The sequence below is a fragment of the Actinomadura montaniterrae genome (genome assembly GCF_008923365.1).
GTDB lineage: Bacteria > Actinomycetota > Actinomycetes > Streptosporangiales > Streptosporangiaceae > Spirillospora > Spirillospora montaniterrae.
The window spans coordinates 35,090-54,351 of the sequence record NZ_WBMR01000044.1 but is presented as its reverse complement, the minus strand read 5'-3'; the positions used below and the strand labels follow the sequence as shown (position 1 = coordinate 54,351).

Sequence of the window (19,262 nt, the reverse complement as noted above, 5' to 3'; positions counted from 1 at the left end):
GATGCCCGCGAGCTCGCCGTCCTCGCCTGGACGGGCGGGCGGGCGCGGGACGGGCCGGTTGCGCCGCAGGTCGACGGCCCAGCTGGCGAGCCGGTCCGGGTCGTCCGGGGTCCCGGCGACGACGGTCCCGGCGTGGACGAGGAGGCGTTCGAGTCGCCGCCGGTTCGCGGCCCTGGCCGGGGTGCGGGCGCCGGCGCGCAGCAGCGTGTGCCAGGCGGCGTTGATCGCGGCGGCCGCGTCGTGGCGGGCGCGGGCCGCGCCGTCCGGGTCCGCGGCGGCGAGCCTTGACGCCGCTTCCAGGGCCCGGGCCACCGCCGTCCGCTCTGGGCCGTCAGGCCGGACGAGCCCGGGCGCCATGGCGACGAGCCAGGCGACCGCGCCGCCCGCGAGGCCGAGGGCCAGGTGGAACGGGACGTCCGCGAGCCGCTCGCCCGGGACGAACAGGCAGCTCGCCGTGACGAAGGTGAGGATGAGGCCGCCGGGCGGCCCGGTGCGCGCCGCGTCGCAGAGCGTCTTGTGCGCGGCCGCGAGCAGCGCGGCGACCGCGACGCGGATCGCCGCCGAATCGGTCGAGGCCGCCGTGACCAGCGCGATCCCGACGCTGGCGAGCATGCCGAGCACCACCACCGCCATGAAGCGGGCGCGGGAGGCGTACGGCTCGCCGTGCGAGTAGATCGCGCACAGCGACCCGGCGGAGGTGTAGAGCGCGAGGTCGAGCCGGCCGAGCGCCAGCAGGACCAGCGCCGGCACGCCGAACGCGACGGGCGCGCTCAGCGCGGCCTTGTGCCAGATGTCGGCGGCCTTCCCGATCCTCAGGACGCCGCGCAGCGGAAGCGGCCGGATCCGGACGGCCGGGGCGCCGATGCTCTGCTCGCTCACCCCTAAAGCTTAACAAGTAATTTACTTGTGAAATATATGGGCGGGGTGTGCTTCCCGCCACGTCCCGCCGCGCCCCGCTAGTCCTTCAGCCAGGGATAACGGGCCGTGTCGCCGCCCGCGTAGTCCGGATCCAGGTAGATGAACACCCGCTGGATCTTCCAGTCGCGGATCTCGAACACGTCGCACCAGCGGCCCGCGCCCCACTCGGGCACGCCCGCCCGCCACGGCCCGTCCCGGTGCTCGCCGTGGCTCGTGCCCTCGACCACCAGCGTGTCCCCGCCCGAGAACACCCAGTTGAACGTGGCGTAGTGGTGCTCGATCGCCTTGATCGTCGCACCGACGTCGCCGAACAGCCGCCCGATCGCCTCCTTGCCGGTCGCGAGGCCCCACTTCGGGAAGTAGACCTGCGCGTCGTCGGCGAACAGGTCCAGCAGCGGCGCGCCGTCGGACGTCACCCCGCCGTTGTCGAACCCCTTGAGGTACTCCAGCGCGACCGACTTGCGCTGCTCGTCCGTCATCGTCTGCCTGCTGACCGCCAACCGCCTCACCCATCCCGTGCGCAGAGGGAGCCGCCCCGCAGACCGTACCCCGGCGGGCGTCCCGCCGTTAGCCCACCGGACGCGTCCCGCAGGCACAGGTGGCGAAACGCGCGGGGTCCGGAGGAACAATCCTGACGCGTCAGAGGTTAGGGTTACCTAATTACAACTGATCCATTTCGGCGGAGGTCCGCATGGCCACGGAACCGGTACGCAAGGGGCGCAGGCTCAACCGGGGGACGGTGCTGCGCACCGAGCGCCTCACCCCGCACATGATCCGCGTGGTGCTCGGCGGCGAGGGCCTCGCCGGCTTCGGCGCCGGCGCGTTCACCGACCACTACGTGAAGCTGCTGTTCCCGCAGCCGGGCGTGGAGTACCCCGAGCCGTTCGACATGGAGAAGGTCCGCGCCGAGATGCCGCGCGACCAGTGGCCGAGCGTGCGGACCTACACCGTCCGCGCCTGGGACCCCGACGCGGTCGAGCTGACGATCGACTTCGTCCACCACGGCGACAAGGGCATCGCCGGGCCGTGGGCGGCGAGCGTCCGGCCGGGCGAGGAGATCTTCTTCAACGGGCCCGGCGGCGCGTACGCGCCCAGCGCCGACGCCGGCTGGCACCTCCTCGTCGGCGACGAGAGCGCGCTCCCCGCGATCGCCGCGTCCCTCGAGCGGATCCCCGCCGGCGCCCCCGCCCGCGTGTTCATCGAGGTCGCGGGGCCCGAGGAGGAGCAGGACCTGCGCGCCCCCGCCGGCACCGAGCTCGTCTGGCTGCACCGCAACGGCGGCCAGGTCGGCGACCTGCTCGTCGAGGCCGTCCAGAAGCTCGACTTCCCCGAGGGGGACGTGCACGCGTTCGTGCACGGCGAGGCCAACTTCGTCAAGGCGCTCCGCCGCCACCTGCGCGTCGACCGCGGCCTGCCGATGGAGCGGCTGTCGATCTCCGGCTACTGGCGCCGCGGCCGCGACGAGGACGGCTGGCAGTCGAGCAAGCGCGACTGGAACCGCGAGGTCGAGGAGGAAGAGGCCCGCGCCCTCTCCTGACGGCGGGCGGGTCAGGCGGTGGCTTGGGTCTGGTCGTCGAGGTCGGGGCCGTCGTCGTCGGCGAAGCCGGGGAGCCAGCGCTCGGCCTCCGCGCGGTAGTCGCCCTCCGCCTCCAGCTGGCAGAGCACGCCGCCGCCGCCCGCCAGGGCACGGCTCACCGCCAGGTACTGCGGCGGCAGCCGGAACTGGCGGGCGAGCGCGCCCGGCCGCATGTCGGACGCGAGGCCGAGGCCGCGGGACGTCTGCTCGCGCATCCATTCGCGGGTGTAGCGGAACCGGTCGACGGCGAACGGCGCGGCGTGCGGGGTGACGAGCGCGGCGACCTCGTCGGGGTCCACCTCCGCGTCGGGCGCGAGGAAGCCCTCCTCCCACAGCGCGTCGACGATCGCGTCGGGGTCGCCGAGCGTGCCGATGCGCAGCAGCCGGCCGATCGACCACTGCAGCTCGTCCGGGACGTGGGCGGCGCCGCCGAAGTCCATGACGCCGAGGCGCCCGTCGTCCAGCAGCCGGAAGTTGCCGGGGTGCGGGTCGATGTGGATCATCTCGCAGCGGGACGGTCCGGACAGCAGGAAGCGGAACAGCAGCAGGCCCGCCCGGTCGCGCTCCTCCCGGCTCCCGTCGGCGATGACCTTGGCCAGCGGGGTGCCGTCCAGCCACTCGGTGACCAGCACGTTCCCGGACTGCGCGACGACCGCCGGGACGACGAAGTCGGGGTCGCCGGCGTAGGCGTCGTGGAAGGCGGTCTGGGCGCGGGCCTCGTCGACGTAGTCGAGCTCCTTCTGCAGCCGCCGCTTCAGGTCGGCGACGACCGGCTTGACCTCGACGCCGGGGAACAGCGGCGTGATCACGCGGCTCAGCCGGGAGATCTGGTTGAAGTCGCTCATCAGCGCGTCGGCGGCGCCCGGGTACTGGACCTTGACCGCGACGGTCCGCCCGTCGTGCCAGACGGCCTTGTGCACCTGGCCGATGGACGCGGCGGCGGCGGGCCGGTCGTCGAACTCGGCGAACCGGTCGCGCCAGTCCGCGCCGAGCCCTTCGGCGAGGACCTTGTGCGTGGTGGCGGCGGGCATCGGCGGCGCGGCCTCCTGGAGCCGGGTGAGGCTCGCGCGGAACGGCGCGGCGACCTCCTCGGGCAGCCCCGCCTCGAAGATCGACAGGAGCTGCCCGACCTTCATCGCGCCGCCCTTGAGCTCGCCGAGCACGGAGAACAGCTGCTCGGCGGTGCGGCGCTGGACCTCCAGCGCGACGGCCTCGGCGGGCCGGCCGATGGTCCGCTTGCCGAAACCGAGAGCGGTGCGCCCGGCGAAGCCGAGCGGGAGCGTCGCCAGTTTCGCGGTGCGCGTCACCGCGCGGCGGGGGATGTCAGTCACGGCCCGGCCGTCCCTCGTTCGACAGTGCGTCCAATGATCTCCAGCCTCTCACGGCGGACGAATGCCACGAAATAGTCATTCCCGCTAAAAACTTCAGCGCTCACACGGGCTCGGAGATTCCCTCGCCGTCCCGCGGCCGGCGACCCGCGCCGGCGGGCGCGTCGTGCCGGCAGGGCCGCAGCAGCAGCTCCACCACCTCGAGGGCCTGCTCGATCTCCGGCCGGTTCCCGCCCAGGTAGTGCGCGTACATGAACGAGTCGGCGATGCGGACCACGGCCTGCGCGAGCGTCCGTGTCGGCAGCGGCACCGCCAGCGCGCCGCGATCGATCTCCCGCTGCAGTTCGAGGGTCAGCAGCTCGGTCGCGCGGTCCTCGATGGTGCCCGGCATCGTCGCGAGCCGGATGAACAGCCGGGGCTCGCGCTCGGTGAACGCCTTGAGCGGAGCGGCGTCCACCACCGCCCGCATGAACCGGTCCAGCACCGTGAGGATCCGCTCCGGGCCGGTGCCGCGCACGCCGCGCGCGGCGACCCGGTAGGTGCGCTCGGTCATCTCCGCCAGGACGGTGCCGAGCAGCTGCTCGCGGCTGCCGACCCACCGGTAGAGGGTGGCGCGGCCGACGCCCAGCTCGGCGGCCAGCGCGGACATGTCGATCGGCTCGCCCCGCAGGTAGTGCGCGGACGCCGCGGCGAGCGCGGCCTCGGGCCCGGCCGGGCGGCGCGCGGGCGCCGGGGCGGGGGACGGGCCGGGAGGCCCGCTCGGGGGAACAGAGCTGCCGCTCATCCGCCCAGCATGACACAGCGGGAGGGGTGCGCCGGCGGGCGAGCGGAGCCGGATCGGGACGCCGGTCAGCCGCCCGCGACGCGGTCGATCAGCGCGGCGAGCAGCGCCGTGCGCGGGACGACGGACGCGAGGTCGAGCCACTCCCCCGGCGCGTGGTCGCAGCCGCCGACGGGCCCGAGGCCGTCCAGGACGGGCACGCCGAGCGCGGCGATCAGGTTGGCGTCGGCGCCGCCGCCGGTGGCCGCGTCCCGGACCGGGACGCCGACCGTCCGCCCCGCGAGGACGGCCTCGGCGGCGAGGCGGGCGGTGGCCTCGCCACGCTCCCACGGCGGCATCGGGGCGTGTTCGGTGACCTCGGCGGTGACGCCCTCCACGCCGTGGTCGAGGGCGAGGCGGCGGATGTCGGCGATCACCGCGTCGAACGCCCCGGCCCTGTCGCCCCGCACGTCCACCACCAGCCGCCCGGAGGCGGCCACCACGTTCGGCGCGGACCCGGCGGCCAGCACGCCGACGTTGACGGTGACGCCGGGACGGGTGCCGTTCAGGGCCTGGCACGCGACGGTCAGCCGCGCGGCGGCGAGCGCCGCGTTCGCCCCGCGCTCCGGCTCGATGCCGGCGTGCGCGGCCCGCCCCCGCAGCGCGATCTCCAGGTCGGTGACGCCGCTGCGCGCGGACACCAGGTCGCCGTTCTCGCGGGCGCCCTCCAGGCACAGTGCCGCGGCGGCGCCGCGCGCCTCCCGTTCGAGGACGGCCCGGCCGAGCGGGGAGCCGGTCTCCTCGTCGGGCGAGCAGACCAGGACGATCTCCCCGTACCGTTCGGCGCCGAGCGCGATCAGCGTCTCGACCGCGGCGATCCCGGCGAGGAGGCCGCCCTTGTCGTCGCAGACGCCGGGGCCGTGCGCGCGGCCGAGCGCCTCGTCCACCCGGAAGGGCCGCTCGGCGGCCGTCCCGGCGGGGAACACGGTGTCGAGGTGGCCGGCCAGGACGATCCTGGCGCGGCCGGTGCCGCGGCGGCGGGCGACGACGGCGATCCGGCCGTCCGGCAGCGGGTGCTCCTCGGGGTCGAGCCCGGACTCGCGGGCGTGCCCGGCGACGAGGCGGGCGACCCGGTTGACGCCCGGGACGTCGGCGGTGCCGCTGTCCGCGGCGACCAGCGCGGCCAGCCGCGCCAGGTAGCGGTCGCGGCCCGTCCCGGCCGCCGCCAGCAACGCGTTCCCGTCGATCGCGGCCGTTCCCATGACACCTCGCGAACGAGAGACTACCCGGAGTGATCAAGGGTAGTCGGTAGGTGTGAAAGAGAGAAGCGGGGACGCCGGACGCAAGGGCCGGCTGCTGATCATTGGCGGGGCGGAGAACCGGACCTGCGGCTCCGGGCCCCTGGAGACGTTCGTCGAGCTGGCCGGCGCGGAGGACGCGCGGATCGTCGTCGTGACGACCGCGACGGAGGTCCCCGAGGAGGTCGCCGAGGAGTACACCGCGGTGTTCGGGCGGCTCGGGGTGCCGTCGGTGCGGGAGCTGCGGCTGCTCGGCCGCGCCGCCGCCGACGACGCCGCGACGCTGCGCGCGCTGGACGCGGCGACCGGGGTGCTGTTCAGCGGCGGCGACCAGTCGCGGATCCGGACCCTGGTCGGGTCGCGGACCAACGAGCTGCTCAAACGCCGGCTGAAGCAGGAGGGCCTGGTGATCGCCGGGACGAGCGCCGGCGCGACCGCGATGGGCCACTGGATGATCCTCGGCGGCCACGGCCACGAGGTCGCGGCGTCCAGCGTGAAGGTGGGACCGGGGCTGGCATTGCTGGACAACGTGCTGATCGACATGCATTTCAACGAGCGGGGGCGGCTGCCGAGGCTGCTCAGCGGCATCGCGCTGGACACCCGGCTGCTCGGCGTCGGGATCGACGAGGACACCGCGATCGTGGTGGGCGACGGGCAGTTCCAGGTGGTCGGGACCGGGGTGGTGACGGTCGTCGACGCGGGCCAGTCGACGGTCGCCTACGCCGCGTCCGACGACGAGCCGATGGCGATGTTCGACGTGTCCCTGCACCTGCTGCCCGCCGGCTGCTGCTTCCAGATGCACGATCGGCTGCCGGCGATCGGCACGATGCGCGGGCCCGGGGAGGAGTAGCCGTGCGGTTGGACCATGTGCGCCGCCTCGGCGGCCCGAACGTCTATCTGAACCGTCCCGTCGCCGTCGCGTGGCTGGACCTGCAGGGCCTGACCGGGCACGAGACGACCGACCATCCCGGTTTCGCCGAGCGGCTGGTGGCGGCGCTGCCGGGGCTGCGCTCCCACCACTGCTCGGCGGGCCGGCCGGGCGGGCTGCTCGAGGCGATGGCCCGCGGCACCTATTTCGGCCATGTCACCGAGCACGTGACGCTGGAGCTGTCCGGGCTGATCGGCCGGGAGGTCTATTTCGGCCGGACGGTGCGCGCGGGCGGCCCCGGCGACTACGAGCTGATCCTCGAATGCCCGCGGGACGAGCCGTCCGGCGGGGACGTGGTGGAGCGGCTGATCGAGCTGGCGGTGCGGACGGTGACCGCGGCGCTGTCCGGGACGGTGCCGGATCCCGCGCCGGGCCTCGCCCCGATCGCGGCGGCGTACGAGGAGAGCCGGCTCGGGGTGAGCACCGCCGCGCTGGCGCGCGCCGCCCGGGAGCGGGACGTGCCGGTCCGCCGCGTCGGCGATCTGAACCTGCTGCGGCTCGGGTACGGGCGGCACCACCGGATGGTGTGGGCGGCGATGACCGACGGCACGTCCGCGATCGGGATGGAGATCGCCGCGGACAAGCGGCTGGCGCACAAGGTGCTGGCGGACGCGGGCGTCCCGGTCCCGGAGGGCCGGGTGGCGCAGTCGCCGGCGGAGGCGCTCCGGGCGCTGCGGGAGATCGGCGCGCCGGTGGTGGTCAAGCCGCTGTCGGGGCACCAGGGCGAGGGCGTGCACATCGAGCTGTCGGAGCCGCCGGAGGTGGTGGCGGCGTTCACGTCGGCGGCGGGCGAGGAGGGCCGCGCCGACGCGTGCGGGGTGCTCGTCGAGTCCTACATCCCGGGCCGCGACTACCGGGTGCTGGTGGTCGGCGGGCGGGTCGCGGCGGCGGCCGAGCTGACCGCCGCGCGGATCACCGGGGACGGGACGTCCACGGTCGCGGAGCTGGTGGAGCGGGTCAACGCCGACCCGGCGCGCGGCGAGGGCCACGACCGCCCGCTGACCCGGCTCGCGCTCGGCGCGACCGAGCTGGCGCTGCTGGCCCGGCAGGGCCACGGCCCGGACTCGGTGCCCGCGGACGGCGAGACGGTCCGGCTGCGCCGCAACGCGAACCTGTCCACCGGCGGGACGAGCCGGGACGTCACCGGCGACGTGCATCCCGAGGTCGCCGCGATGTGCGTGCGGGCCGCCGCGACCGTCGGGATGGACGTGTGCGGCATCGACCTGCGGCTGCCCGACATCGGCTCCCCGCTGCCCGCCGAGCGCGGCGCCGCCGGGATCCTGGAGGTGAACGCCGCCCCGGGGCTGCGCATGCACCTGGCCCCGTACGAGGGCGAGCCCCGCGACGTGGCGGGCGACATCGTCGACCTGATGTACCCGCCGGGGACGCCGTCGCGGGTCCCGGTGGTGTCGGTGACCGGCACCAACGGCAAGACCACCACGGTCCGGATGATCGCGCACATGCTGGAGCTGGACGGCGTCCGCACCGGCATGACGAGCACCGAGGGCGTGTACGTGGGCGGCCGGCTCGTGCACCGGTCGGACGCGTCCGGGCCGCGGTCGGCGGAGATGGTGCTGGGCGACCGGTCGGTGGAGGCGGCGGTGCTGGAGACGGCGCGCGGCGGGATCGTCCGGCGCGGCCTCGGCTACGACCGCGCCGACGTCGCGGTCGTCACCAACATCACCCGCGACCACCTCGGCATGGACGACACCGAGTCGCTGGACGACCTGACCGACATCAAGGCCCTCGTCGCCGAGGAGATCCGCCGCGGCGGCCGCCTGGTGCTGAACGCGGAGGACGGGCCGTCGGCGGGGCTGGCCGGGCGCCCCGCGGTGCGGCGCCGCGAACCGGAGCTGTGCTACTTCGCGATGTCGGCGGACGCGCCGGTGCTGGTCCGGCATCTGGAGGGCGGCGGCACCGGGTACTGCGTCGAGGACGGCTGGCTGACGGAGGCGCACGGCGGGCGCCGCACGCGGGTGCTGCCGGTGGAGGAGGTCGCGGGCGCGTTCGGCGGCCGCGCCGGGCACGTCGTCGCGAACGCGCTGGCCGCGCTGGCGGCCGCCCGCGCGCTGGGCGTGCCGGTGGACGTCACCGCCGAGGCGCTGCGCACGTTCGAGCCGCACACCCGCAATCCGGGGCGCGGCTGCGTGTACCAGGTCGGCGACAACCCGGTGCTGGTGGACTACGCGCACAACCCGGCGGCGGTCGCCGCGGTCGGCGCGTTCGTCGGGGCGCGCTGGGGCGCGGGCGGCGTCGCGGCTGTGACGCTGCCCGGCGACCGGTCCGACGAGCTCGTCGCCGAGACGGCCCGGGCCGTGGCGGGCGCGTTCGGGCGCGTCGTCGTCTACGAGGACGAGGACCTGCGGGGCCGCCGCTCCGGCGAGATGACGCGGCTGATCGTCCAGGGGCTGCGGGAGGGCCGCCCGGACGTGCTGCACCACCCGGCGGGCGACCTCAAGGGGGCGCTGACCTCGGCCCTGGACATGGCCGGGCCCGGCGAGCCGGTGCTGCTGCTGTACGAGAAGCTGGAGCCGGTCGTCGAGCTGCTCGAGACCCTCGGCGCCGAGCCCGCGGCGCCCTGACCGGGACGTCCCGGGACTAGGACGTCTCGGGGACGGGTGGCCGCAGCAGCAGGACGGCGACGGCCAGCAGCGCCAGCACGACGATCCCGTCCATCCAGTAGTGGTTGGCGGTGCTGACGACGACGGCGACGGTCGCGATCGGGTGCAGCAGCCACAGCCAGCGCCAGCGCGTCCGGCACGTGACGATGAGACCGATCGCGATGATCGCGGCCCAGCCGATGTGCAGGGACGGCATCGCCGCGTACTGGTTGGCCATCGTGTCGTGCTGCGGCGACCCGTACACCGAGGGGCCGAAGCGGGCGGCGGTGTCGATCAGGCCGGTGGCGGGGAGCATCCGGGGCGGCGCCAGCGGGACGAGCAGGTGCAGCGCGAGCGCCCCGGCGGTCAGCGCGACCAGCACCCGGCGGATCCACCGGTAGTGCGCGGGCCTGCGCAGGTAGATCCAGAGCAGGAACAGCGCCATCGCCGGGAAGTGGACGTAGGCGTAGTAGCAGTTGGCCACGTGTATCAGGAACTGGCTGTGCAGCAGCCCGTGCTGGAGGTGCAGCTCGCTCGGCAGGTCGAGGGCCCGCTCGATGTCCCAGATCCGGTGCGCGTTGCCGAACGCCTCGCTCACCCGGTCGTTGGCCAGCAGCCGCCCGAGCTTGTAGACGGTGAACAGCACCGCGATCAGCAGCAGCTCGCGGACCGCCCGCGGCCGCCCGCCCGGCCGTCCGCCGCCCTGGCCTCCCGGTCTGCGCAGCCGCGCGAACGACGAGACCGGCCGGGACGGCTGTTCGAGGAGGCTCATGTGCGGTCCTTCGACGGGCGGGTCCGCCGCGCTCGGCCGCGGCGGCGGCTGCTGGGACGGCCCGGGCCGTCCCCCGCGCGGAGGGACGGCCCGGGCCCCGGATCAGGTCACGGCCGGGTCGAGCTCGCGCTCGCCCTCGCCGGGGCGCGGCGCGGGGGCCGCGCCGCCGTGCCCGTCATGGAGCAGATGCCGAAGCCTCTCACCTTCGACGTCCACGTTGGGCAGGATGCGGGCGAGCCACCGCGGCAGCCACCAGGCGGACCGGCCGACGAGCGCCATCACCGCCGGGACGATGGTCATCCGGACGACGAAGGCGTCGAAGGCGACGCCGGCCGCCAGCGCGAAGCCCATCATCTTGATCATCGACTCGGACGACGACAGGAACCCGGCGAACACCGCGATCATGATCACCGCGGCGGCGGTGACGACGCGGGCGCCGTGCCGGAAGCCGGTGACGACGGCCTCGCCCGGGGGCGCCCCGTGCACGTGCTCCTCGCGCATCCGGGTGACGAGGAAGACCTGGTAGTCCATCGCCAGCCCGAACACCACGCCGATCATGAAGATCGGCATCATGCTCATGATCGGGCCCGTGGTGTCGACCCCGAACAGCCCGGACAGCCAGCCCCACTGGAACACCGCGACGACGGCGCCGAAGGTGGCCGCGACGGTGAGCAGGAAGCCGAGCGTGGCCTTCAGCGGCACGAGCAGCGACCGGAACACCAGCATCAGCAGGATGAACGCGAGCCCGACGACGAGCCCGAGGTAGGGCGCGAGGGCGCTGGAGAGCTTGGCCGACACGTCGATCATCATGGCCGTCCGGCCGGTGACCATCGCGCCGGCGCCGGTCTGCGCCTTCAGCCCGTCGGCCTTGTCGCGGATCGCCGAGACGAGGTCCTCGGTCTGCTGCGAGCTCGGCCCGCTCTTCGGGACGACGGTCAGCACCGCGGTGTCGCCCTTCGGGCTCGCCTGCGGCGGCGTCACGGTCACCACGTCCGGCAGCGCCCGGATCTCCCCGGCGAACCGCTGCCCGGCGGCCTGGGCGTTCGCGCCGTCGACGACGACCATCAGCGGGCCGTTGAAGCCGGGCCCGAAGCCCTTGTCGAGCAGGTCGTAGGCCTGGCGCTGGGTGGTGGCGGGCGCGGCGGCCTCGTCGCCGGGCATGCCGAGCCGCAGGTCCAGCGCCGGGGCGGCGATCACGCCGAGGCCGGCGACGGCGAGCAGCAGGACCGGCAGCGGCCGGCGGACGACGAACCGGGCCCACCGCTCGCCGAACGGCGGGCGGCCGCGGCGCGAGACGCCGCCGCGCAGGAACGGGATCGCGCCGCCGAGGACCTTGCGGCCGGCGAAGCCGAGCAGCGCGGGCAGCAGGCTGAGCGCGATGAGGACCGCGATCACCACGGCGAACGCGGCGGCGAATCCCATCTCGGTGAGCATCGGGATGTCCACCACGGCGAGGCCGGCCAGCGCGATGACGACGGTCAGCCCGGCGAACACCACCGCCGATCCGGCGGTCCCGACGGCGCGTCCCGCGGCCTCCTCGCCGGTGCGGCCCTCCCGCAGCTCGTGCCGGTACCGGGAGACGATGAACAGCGCGTAGTCGATCGCGACCGCGAGGCCGAGCATCAGCGCGAGCGTCGAGGTCATCGAGCTCATGTCGATGAGCCCGGTCGCGGCGGTGATTCCGGCCATCGCGATGCCGACGCCGAGGATGGCGTTCAGCAGCGGCAGCCCGGCGGCGATCAGCGAACCGAACGTGATGATCAGCACGACCGCCGCGACGGCGACGCCGATCACCTCGGTGGCGCTCTGCTCGGGCATCGCCTCGGTCGCGTCGCCGCCCATCTCCACCCGGAGCCCGGCGTCCTTGCCCGGCTGGGCGGCGGCGGTCAGCGCGTCGCGCGCCGCGTCGGTGACGTCGATCGCGGGCACCTTGTAGGTGACCTGCGTGTAGGCGATCTTGCCGTCCTGCGAGACGGCCTTCGCCTGGTAGGGGTCGACGACGGAGGCGACCTGCGGCGCCGCCTTGAGCTTGGCGACGACCTTCTCGACGCCCGCCTTGCCGGCGGGGTCGGTCACGGTCCTGCCATCGGGGGCGGCGAACACGACCCGCGCGGTGGCGCCGTCCGCGGACGCCTGCGGCATCCGGTCCTTGAGCAGGTCGATCGCCTGCTGGGACTCGGTGCCCGGCATCGAGAAGTCGTTGGAGGTGGGCCCCTTGAGCACCGCGGCGCCGACGCCGAAGAGCACGAGCAGCCCCACCCAGAGCAGCGTGACGAGCCGGCGGCGCCGGAACGAGAACCGGCCGAGCCGGTAGAGGAAGGTGGCCAAGAGAGCGTCCCATCGGTAACGGGGCGTGCGGACATGGCCCCACGGCGGCCGGCCGTCGGGCTGTCACTCGGTCAGGGGGGTGGTGGGGGGTGCTCGCCGCCCTGCGGGGGGACCCGGCGCCGCTGGGCGGCGGCGCGGCGCCGGGGGTCGGAAGGGCCCGGTTACGGGCCGGGCAGCCCGGCGCGCAGCTGGGCGAACGCCGAGTCGATCAGTTCGGGCAGGTCGGCGCCGCTCCGGCCGTCCACCCACAGGTCGACGGCGGTGCGCATGGCGACGCCCGCGGCGCCCGCCAGCAGGTGCGGGTACAGGTCGCGGCCGGCGTGGGTGCCGGTGCGCGCGGCGATGACCTCGGCGATCTGCCGCTGCATCTCGCCGAGGCCGCAGAGCTGCTTGCCGACCAGCGCCGGGTTCCGCTTGACCACGCGCAGCAGCGCGATGGTCTCGTCGCGGGTGTCGGTCGGCAGCAGCACCTCCCGGACGACCTCGCGCAGCGCGTCCCAGATCGGCTCGCCCGCCGGGCGGTCGCGCAGGGCGTCGATGACGGCCTGCGCCCCGTCGGTGAGCGGCGCGACGATCGCCTCTTCCTTGCCCGGGAAGTAGTTGTGGAACGTGCGGGGGGAGACCCCGGCCGCGTCGGCGATCGCCTCGATCGTGACGCCCTCGACGCCGCGCTCCACGGCGAGGAGGGCGGCGGCGCGGCTGAGCGCCTGGCGCGTCGCGACCTTCTTGCGCTCGCGCAGGCTCGTCTCGGTCATGCCCTCACGGTAAACCGAACTTGCGTGTCCGGCAAAATTTCAGGCACTGCCAGCTTGCGTGATGTGCATCTCACCGCCGGGCGGGAACAGATCCGCGCCGCGCACCGTTCACGCGCCGACCGCATCGCGGGCCGCCCCGCCGCTTCGCGCGCCACCCCGGCCGCCCGGCATGCCGGCGCCCGCCGCTAGCCGATCGGCAGGCCCGTGTAGTTCTCGGCCAGCATCGTCTTAGCCGCCTCGGAGGAGGCCACATAGTCCAGGTGGGAGCGCTGGAGCCGCAGCGCGAAGCCGTCCGCGGCCGGATCCACGTGCAGCAGCGTGGTCATCCAGTAGGAGAAGTGCTCGGCCCGCCACACGCGCCGCAGGCACGTCGAAGAATACGCGTCGAGCAGAGTGTCCGAGCCCGACGCGTACCGCTCCGTCAGGGCCCTGGCCAGCACGATCACGTCCGACACCGCCAGGTTGAGGCCCTTGGCGCCCGTCGGCGGGACGATGTGGGCCGCGTCGCCGGCGAGGAACAGCCGGTCGTGCCGCATCGGCTCGGCCACGAAGCTGCGCATCGGCGTGATCGACTTGTCGGTGATCGGGCCCTCGTGCAGCTTCCAGCCGTCGTCGGTGGCGAACCGGGCCGCGAGCTCCTCCCAGATCCGCGCGTCCGGCCACGCCGCGATGTCCTCGTCCGGCGGCACCTGCAGGTAGAGCCGGCTGACCTGCGGGGAGCGCAGGCTGTGCAGCGCGAACCCGCGGTCGTGGTTGGCGTAGATCAGCTCCTCGGTGGACGGCGGGACATCGGCGAGGATGCCGAGCCAGGCGAACGGGTACTCGCGGGAGAACGTCCGCAGCCCCGGCACCGCCGGGCGGCTGACGCCGTGGAACCCGTCGCAGCCCGCGATGTAGTCGCACTCCAGGGTGTGCACCTCGCCGGCGGTGTCGCGGAACGTCACGCTCGGCGCCGAGGCGTCGAGGCCGATCACCTCGGTCTCGAACCGCACGTCGCCGCCGTCCGCGAGCCGCTTGGCGACCAGGTCCTTGACGATCTCGGTCTGCGCGTAGACCGTGACGGTCCGGCCCGTGAGGTCGGTCAGCGGGATCCGGTGGCCCGCGCCGCCGAACCGCAGCTCCAGCCCGTGATGGACGAGCCCTTCGCGGTCGAGCCGCTCCCCCGCGCCGCTCTCGCGGAGCACGTCCGTGGTGCCCTGCTCGAGCATCCCGGCCCGCTGCCGCCGCTCCACGTAGCCGCGGTCGCGGCTCTCCAGGACCACCGAATCGATCCCCTGCAGATGCAGCAGATGCGACAGCAGCAGCCCGGCCGGGCCGCCGCCGATGATCGCCACCTGGGTACGCATCGAGCCTCCTCGTCATCCGTTCTGGGGGTTCCCCCTTGCGATGCTGGCGCGCGTACCCGCTGGTTCAGGCGCCGGCCTTCCGCTCGGTGGAAAACGTCTCCGGGTGTCCGCGCCAGTGCTGGGCCACGTCCCGCGACAGCGCCCGCGCCGCCGTCGTCAGCGGCGGCAGCAGCCGCCGCAGGTCCGCGCTGCGGGTGCGGGCGACCAGCGACAGCGCCGCCACCACCTCGCCCGTCCCGTCCCGGACGGGCGCGCCGACCGACGAGGCGCCCAGCGTCATCTCGTCGCGGGTCAGCGCGTACCCCGAGCGGCGCACCTGCTCCAGGCAGCGCCGCATCTCGTCCGCGTCGGTGATCGTCCGGGCGGCGTGCCGCTCCAGCCCGGCGGCGAGGACCCGCTCCCGGTACTCCGGCGGCGCGAACGCCAGCAGCACCTTCCCGACCCCGGTGGTGTGCAGCGGCAGCGTCGCGCCGACCTGCGTCACGACCGGCACCGAACGCGTCCCGCGCAGCCGCTCCACGACCAGGACGCGGTCGTCGCGCAGCACGGCGAGCTGCACGTTGTCGTGCGTCGCCTCGTACAGGTCCTCCATGTGCGGCAGCGCCAGCTCCCGCAGCCCGGTGACGGCGGGGGCCTGGCTGCCGATCCGCCACAGCCGGGTGCCGATGCGGTACGTCCCGTCCGGCACCCGCTCCAGGAACCCGCCGGCGGCCAGCTCCCCGACCAGCCGGTGCCCGGTGGCGAGCGGCAGCCCGGCGCGGCGGCAGATCTCGCTCAGGTTCAGGCGCACGTCGTCCTGGGCGAAGGCGTTCAGGATGGCCATCACCTTGCCCGCCACGCTCACCGGGCGCGCGCGCTCAGCCATGGCCCTCCCGACGGTCACTCCTGTTCGGCCAGTACCCGCTGGGCGACGGCGAACGCCGAGTTCGCGGCGGGCACTCCACAATAGATCGCCGTCTGGAGCAGGACCTCCTTGATCTCCTCGCGGGTCAGCCCGTTGCGGAGCGCGGCGCGCACGTGCATGGCCAGCTCGTCCAGGTGGCCGCCCGCGACCATGGCGGTCAGCGTGATGCAGCTGCGCGTCCTGCGGTCCAGCCCGGGACGGGTCCAGATCTCGCCCCACGCGTACCGGGTGATCAGATCCTGGAAGTCCTCGGTGAAGGCGTCCTTGCGGGCCTCGGCGCGGTCGACGTGCGCGTCCCCGAGCACCTCGCGGCGCGTCCGCATGCCCTCGGCGTGCCGTTCCCCGTCGATGCTCATGCCCGTCCCTTCCAGGTGCGGTTCAGGTGCGCGGTGATCGCCTCGGTGACCGGTTCCGGCCGCTCGGCGCTCGCCAGATGCCCGGCTCCGTCGATCACGACCAGTTCGGCGCCGGAGATGCCCTCGGCAAGCCGGTCGGCGTGGCCGTGCGGCGGGGTCGGGCCGTCCTCGGCCCCGGCGATCACCAGGGTCGGCGCCGAGACGCCGCCGAGCCGCGCGGTGGCGTCGAACGCGGCGAGCGCGTCGCAGCACGCCGCGTAGCCCTCCGGGTCGGTCTCGCGGAGCATCGCGACGTACGGCTCCGCGCCCGCGAACCCGGGGGTGAACCAGCGGCTCGCGGCCGTGTCGGCGACAGGCCCCACGCCCTCGCGGCGGACGAGCGCCGCGCGGTCCCGCCACGGCCCCGGGTCGCCGAAGCGGGGCGAGGTGCAGCACAGGACGAGGCTCGCGACGCGTTCCGGGGCCCGGAGCGCGAGAGCGGTGCCGATGGCGCCGCCCAGCGAGACGCCCGCGTACGCCGCCTCGGCGATCCCGAGGCGGTCGAGCAGCGCGGCGACCCCGCCGGCGAGGTCCTCGACGGTGAACGGGCCGTCCGGGGACGGCGCGCCGCCGTGCCCCGGCAGGTCGTAGCGCAGCACCCGCCACGCGCGCGTCAGCGCCGGCAGCTGCGGCAGCCACAGGTCCATCGAGGTGCCGAGGGACGGGCCGAGGACGACGACGGGCGCGTCCGGCGGCCCGTCGAGCCGGTACTGCGGGATGCGCGGGGGCGGGGTGTTCAGGGGTGGGGGCGGGGTCACGCGCGGCTCCTCCGGTACGCGTCGAGGGCACGGTCCGCCAGGGCGGAGGCCGCGCCGGTGCCGGGATCGTCTCCGAGAACGTCCAGCAGTCCGTCGAGGTTGGCGCGCATCCGGTCCGCCGACACCTCCAGGCCGCAGACCAGGTCGGCGGCGGTCTCGGCGGCGCCGCCGGCCAGCCTGAGGCACTCGCGCAGCGGCTGCCACTCGGCGTGCCACTCCCCCGCCGGGCGTTCCAGCGGCGCGGCCTGCGCCGCGAGGACGACCTGCGCGTACGCCGGCACCTGCAGCGCCGCCGACCGGACGAGAGCCGACAGCGCCGGGTTGCGCTTGTGCGGCATCGACGACGAGCCGCCCCGCCCGGGCCCGGCGGCCTCCGCCACCTCGTCGACCTCGCTCTGCGCGAGCAGCCACACGTCGGTGGCGATCTTGCCGAGGGCGCCGGCGGTCACCGCGAGCGCCGCGGCCAGGTCGGCGACCGGGGTCCGGCGGGTGTGCCACGGCAGGACCGGCACGTCCAGGCCGGTCTCCTCGGCGAACGCGGCGACCAGGTCGAACGCCCGGTCGCCGTAGGCGTCCAGCGTCCCGGCGGCGCCGCCGAGCTGGACGGGCAGCGCGACCGCCGCCAGCCGCTCGCGCGCCTCCAGGCAGCCGAGCAGCCAGTTCGCCGCCTTCGCGCCGAACGTGGTGGGCAGCGCCTGCCGGCCGAGCGTGCGCGCCGCCATCGGGGTGTCGCGGTACCGCGCCACGGTGCCGGCCAGCCCGTCCAGGGCCCGGTCGAGGTGGGCCAGCAGGACCCGCCGCGTCCGGGCCGCGACGAGCATCGCGCCGGTGTCGGCGATGTCCTGGCTGGTGGCGCCCTTGTGGACGTGCTCGCCGGCGGCCCCGGCGAGGCCGCGCAGATCGGCGACCAGCGGGACGACGGGGTTCCCGGAACCGCGGGCACGGCGCGCCACGTCCGCGACGTCGATCCCGCCGGCCGAGGCGGCCGCGGTGATCGCCTCCGCCGCCGCGGCGGGGATGATCCCCAGCCGCGCCTGCGCGCGGGCGAGCGCCGCCTCGGCGTCGAGCATCGCCGCCAGGTACGCGGCGTCGCCCGTGGCGGCCTCGGCCTCCGTCCCGGCGCGCACCGGCGACAGCAGCCCCGCGTCGGCGGACGGCCCCGCGCCGCCGGACGGCCCGGCCGCGGCGGGCGGCGGCGTCTCAGAAGGCAAGGAAGACCGTCTCCCCCTCGCCCTGCAGCCGCACGTCGAACCGGTACGCCCGGTCGCCCTCCCGCTCGGCGACCAGCGTCCCGCGGCGGTCCGCGGGGACCTCGGCGAGCAGCGGGTCGGCGGCGTGCGCGGCCTCGTCCTCCGGGAAGTAGATCCGGGTCGCGACCGGCTTCAGCAGGCCGCGCGCGAACACCAGCAGCGCGATGTACGGCGCGCCCGCCCCGACCGCGCCCGGCTTGACGGTGGTGAACCAGAACCCGCCCGCCGCGTCCGTGCCGCACCGCCCGAACCCGGAGAAGTCGTGACCCTCCCGGACGATGCCGCCCGGCCGCCGCGGGATCTCGCCGTTCTCGTCGGCCTGCCAGATCTCCAGCAGCGCGTCCGGCACCGGCTCGCCGGCGCCGTCGAGCACCCGGCCCCGGATGGTGATCGCGTCCGGCCGCCAGGCGGGCGCGACCCGCGGGCCGGCCTCGTACGGCAGCGCGTAGCCGTAGAAGGGGCCGACGGTCTGCGACGGCGTCGTCTCGGCCTGCGTGGTCTTCGCCGGCGTCGTCATCAGGCCTCCATCGGGGTGTCGCCGAGCACGATGTCCCACTGGAACCCCAATGCCCACTCCGGCTTGGTGAGATCCATGTCGAACCGGGAGATCAGCTTCTCGCGGTCGCGCTCCTCGGGGATCGACTGGAAGATCGGGTCGAACGGGAACAGCGGGTCGTCCGGGAAGTACATCTGCGTGACGAGCCGCTGGGTGAACGCGGTGCCGAACACCGAGAAGTGGATGTGGGCGGGCCGCCACGCGTTGTGGTGGTTGCCCCACGGGTAGGCGCCCGGCTTGATCGTGATGAACCGGTAGCGGCCCTCGTCGTCGGTGAGGCAGCGTCCCGCGCCGGTGAAGTTCGGGTCCAGCGGGGCGGGGTGGATGTCGCCCAGGTGGTTGTAGCGGCCCGCGGAGTTCGCCTGCCAGACCTCCACGAGCGCGTTCCGCACCGGGCGGCCCGCGCCGTCCAGCACCCGGCCGGTCACGATGATCCGCTGGCCGAGCGGCTCCCCGGAGTGCTGCACGGTGAGGTCGTTGTCCAGCCGTCCGAGCTCCTGGTGGCCGAAGACCGGCGAGGACAGCTCGACGCTGTCCGGGCCGAGCTTCGGCATGATCAGCTCCTGCGCCGGGGCGCGGAGCACGGTGCTCTTGTAGCCCGGATACAGGTACGGGGGATGCGTCATGCGCTCGTTCCTTCCTCGACGTGCCCCGCCAGTGGCGCCCCGTTCGCGGCGCGGATCTCCCCAGGCGCGACGCACTGCCCTCCACCCTGGCAGCCGGCGGCGGCGACGGCGCACCCGGGTTTCCGCTCAACGGAAAATCAGGGCCGCAGTCTGCGGCACGTCAG

Annotated in this window: 17 protein-coding genes and 1 pseudogene; 3 read left to right on the top strand and 15 right to left on the bottom strand. The window is 74.9% G+C overall.

From position 1 onward, the window contains the following. Positions 1-879: pseudogene (locus F9B16_RS17780) on the bottom strand (FUSC family protein); the annotation flags it as partial. Between the two features lie 77 nt (positions 880-956). Beyond that, a complete protein-coding gene (locus F9B16_RS17775) occupies positions 957-1,418 on the bottom strand; it encodes a nuclear transport factor 2 family protein (RefSeq protein WP_151541199.1) in 462 nt (153 codons plus the stop codon). Positions 1,419-1,609: 191 nt separating this feature from the next. On the opposite strand from F9B16_RS17775, the gene F9B16_RS17770 reads away from it, so the two are divergent. Beyond that, the gene (locus tag F9B16_RS17770) at positions 1,610-2,455 is read left to right on the top strand and encodes a siderophore-interacting protein (protein ID WP_151541198.1); all 846 of its coding nucleotides are present in this window, start codon (positions 1,610-1,612) and stop codon (positions 2,453-2,455) included. Between the two features lie 11 nt (positions 2,456-2,466). Here F9B16_RS17770 and F9B16_RS17765 read toward each other — a convergent pair whose 3' ends face one another. The 3 genes from F9B16_RS17765 to F9B16_RS17755 all read right to left on the bottom strand — a co-directional run bounded on the left by F9B16_RS17765 (position 2,467) and on the right by F9B16_RS17755 (position 5,844). After that, positions 2,467-3,825: an ABC1 kinase family protein gene (locus F9B16_RS17765; RefSeq protein ID WP_192808842.1), complete on the bottom strand. Its 1,359-nt coding sequence runs from the start codon at positions 3,823-3,825 to the stop codon at positions 2,467-2,469. A 100-nt stretch (positions 3,826-3,925) separates the two neighbouring features. Continuing rightward, on the bottom strand, positions 3,926-4,606 hold the full coding sequence (locus tag F9B16_RS17760; protein WP_192808841.1) for a QsdR family transcriptional regulator: 681 nt from the start codon (positions 4,604-4,606) through the stop codon (positions 3,926-3,928). 65 nt (positions 4,607-4,671) lie between these two features. Next, positions 4,672-5,844 carry a M20/M25/M40 family metallo-hydrolase gene (locus F9B16_RS17755; RefSeq protein WP_151541197.1) on the bottom strand — a complete coding sequence of 391 codons (1,173 nt, stop codon included), beginning with the start codon at positions 5,842-5,844 and terminating at the stop codon, positions 4,672-4,674. 52 nt (positions 5,845-5,896) lie between these two features. Between F9B16_RS17755 and F9B16_RS17750 the strand changes: the two genes are divergently transcribed. Both F9B16_RS17750 and cphA read left to right on the top strand, forming a co-directional pair. Beyond that, positions 5,897-6,730 carry a cyanophycinase gene (locus F9B16_RS17750; protein ID WP_151541196.1) on the top strand — a complete coding sequence of 278 codons (834 nt, stop codon included), beginning with the start codon at positions 5,897-5,899 and terminating at the stop codon, positions 6,728-6,730. Between the two features lie 2 nt (positions 6,731-6,732). After that, complete coding sequence (cphA, locus tag F9B16_RS17745) at positions 6,733-9,390, top strand: cyanophycin synthetase (RefSeq protein WP_151541195.1); 2,658 nt, start codon at positions 6,733-6,735, stop codon at positions 9,388-9,390. A 16-nt stretch (positions 9,391-9,406) separates the two neighbouring features. Here cphA and F9B16_RS17740 read toward each other — a convergent pair whose 3' ends face one another. From F9B16_RS17740 to pcaH, 10 genes are all read right to left on the bottom strand, one after another. After that, positions 9,407-10,180, bottom strand: coding sequence for a phosphatase PAP2 family protein (locus F9B16_RS17740; protein WP_151541194.1), 774 nt, complete (start codon positions 10,178-10,180; stop codon positions 9,407-9,409). A gap of 102 nt (positions 10,181-10,282) precedes the next feature. Next, positions 10,283-12,508 (bottom strand): MMPL family transporter, encoded by a 2,226-nt coding sequence (locus F9B16_RS17735; protein ID WP_151541193.1) that lies wholly within the window; start codon positions 12,506-12,508, stop codon positions 10,283-10,285. Between the two features lie 161 nt (positions 12,509-12,669). Continuing rightward, positions 12,670-13,263 (bottom strand): acyl-CoA-like ligand-binding transcription factor, encoded by a 594-nt coding sequence (locus tag F9B16_RS17730; RefSeq protein WP_151541192.1) that lies wholly within the window; start codon positions 13,261-13,263, stop codon positions 12,670-12,672. 185 nt (positions 13,264-13,448) lie between these two features. Continuing rightward, complete coding sequence (locus tag F9B16_RS17725; protein WP_151541191.1) at positions 13,449-14,609, bottom strand: 4-hydroxybenzoate 3-monooxygenase; 1,161 nt, start codon at positions 14,607-14,609, stop codon at positions 13,449-13,451. 64 nt (positions 14,610-14,673) lie between these two features. After that, entirely contained in the window at positions 14,674-15,474 is an 801-nt protein-coding gene (locus F9B16_RS17720) for an IclR family transcriptional regulator (RefSeq protein WP_151541190.1), read from the bottom strand. Positions 15,475-15,488: 14 nt separating this feature from the next. Further along, complete coding sequence (gene pcaC, locus F9B16_RS53880) at positions 15,489-15,869, bottom strand: 4-carboxymuconolactone decarboxylase (RefSeq protein ID WP_318839245.1); 381 nt, start codon at positions 15,867-15,869, stop codon at positions 15,489-15,491. Further along, positions 15,866-16,666 carry a 3-oxoadipate enol-lactonase gene (gene pcaD, locus F9B16_RS17715; RefSeq protein WP_318839244.1) on the bottom strand — a complete coding sequence of 267 codons (801 nt, stop codon included), beginning with the start codon at positions 16,664-16,666 and terminating at the stop codon, positions 15,866-15,868. The genes pcaC and pcaD overlap by 4 nt, the downstream gene beginning before the upstream one ends. Then, on the bottom strand, positions 16,663-17,877 hold the full coding sequence (gene pcaB, locus F9B16_RS17710; protein WP_151541189.1) for a 3-carboxy-cis,cis-muconate cycloisomerase: 1,215 nt from the start codon (positions 17,875-17,877) through the stop codon (positions 16,663-16,665). Before pcaB ends, pcaD begins: the two co-directional genes overlap by 4 nt. Continuing rightward, positions 17,867-18,433 (bottom strand): protocatechuate 3,4-dioxygenase subunit alpha, encoded by a 567-nt coding sequence (gene pcaG, locus F9B16_RS17705; protein WP_151541188.1) that lies wholly within the window; start codon positions 18,431-18,433, stop codon positions 17,867-17,869. Before pcaG ends, pcaB begins: the two co-directional genes overlap by 11 nt. After that, entirely contained in the window at positions 18,433-19,098 is a 666-nt protein-coding gene (pcaH, locus tag F9B16_RS17700; RefSeq protein ID WP_151541187.1) for a protocatechuate 3,4-dioxygenase subunit beta, read from the bottom strand. Before pcaH ends, pcaG begins: the two co-directional genes overlap by 1 nt. Positions 19,099-19,262 lie beyond the last annotated feature (164 nt).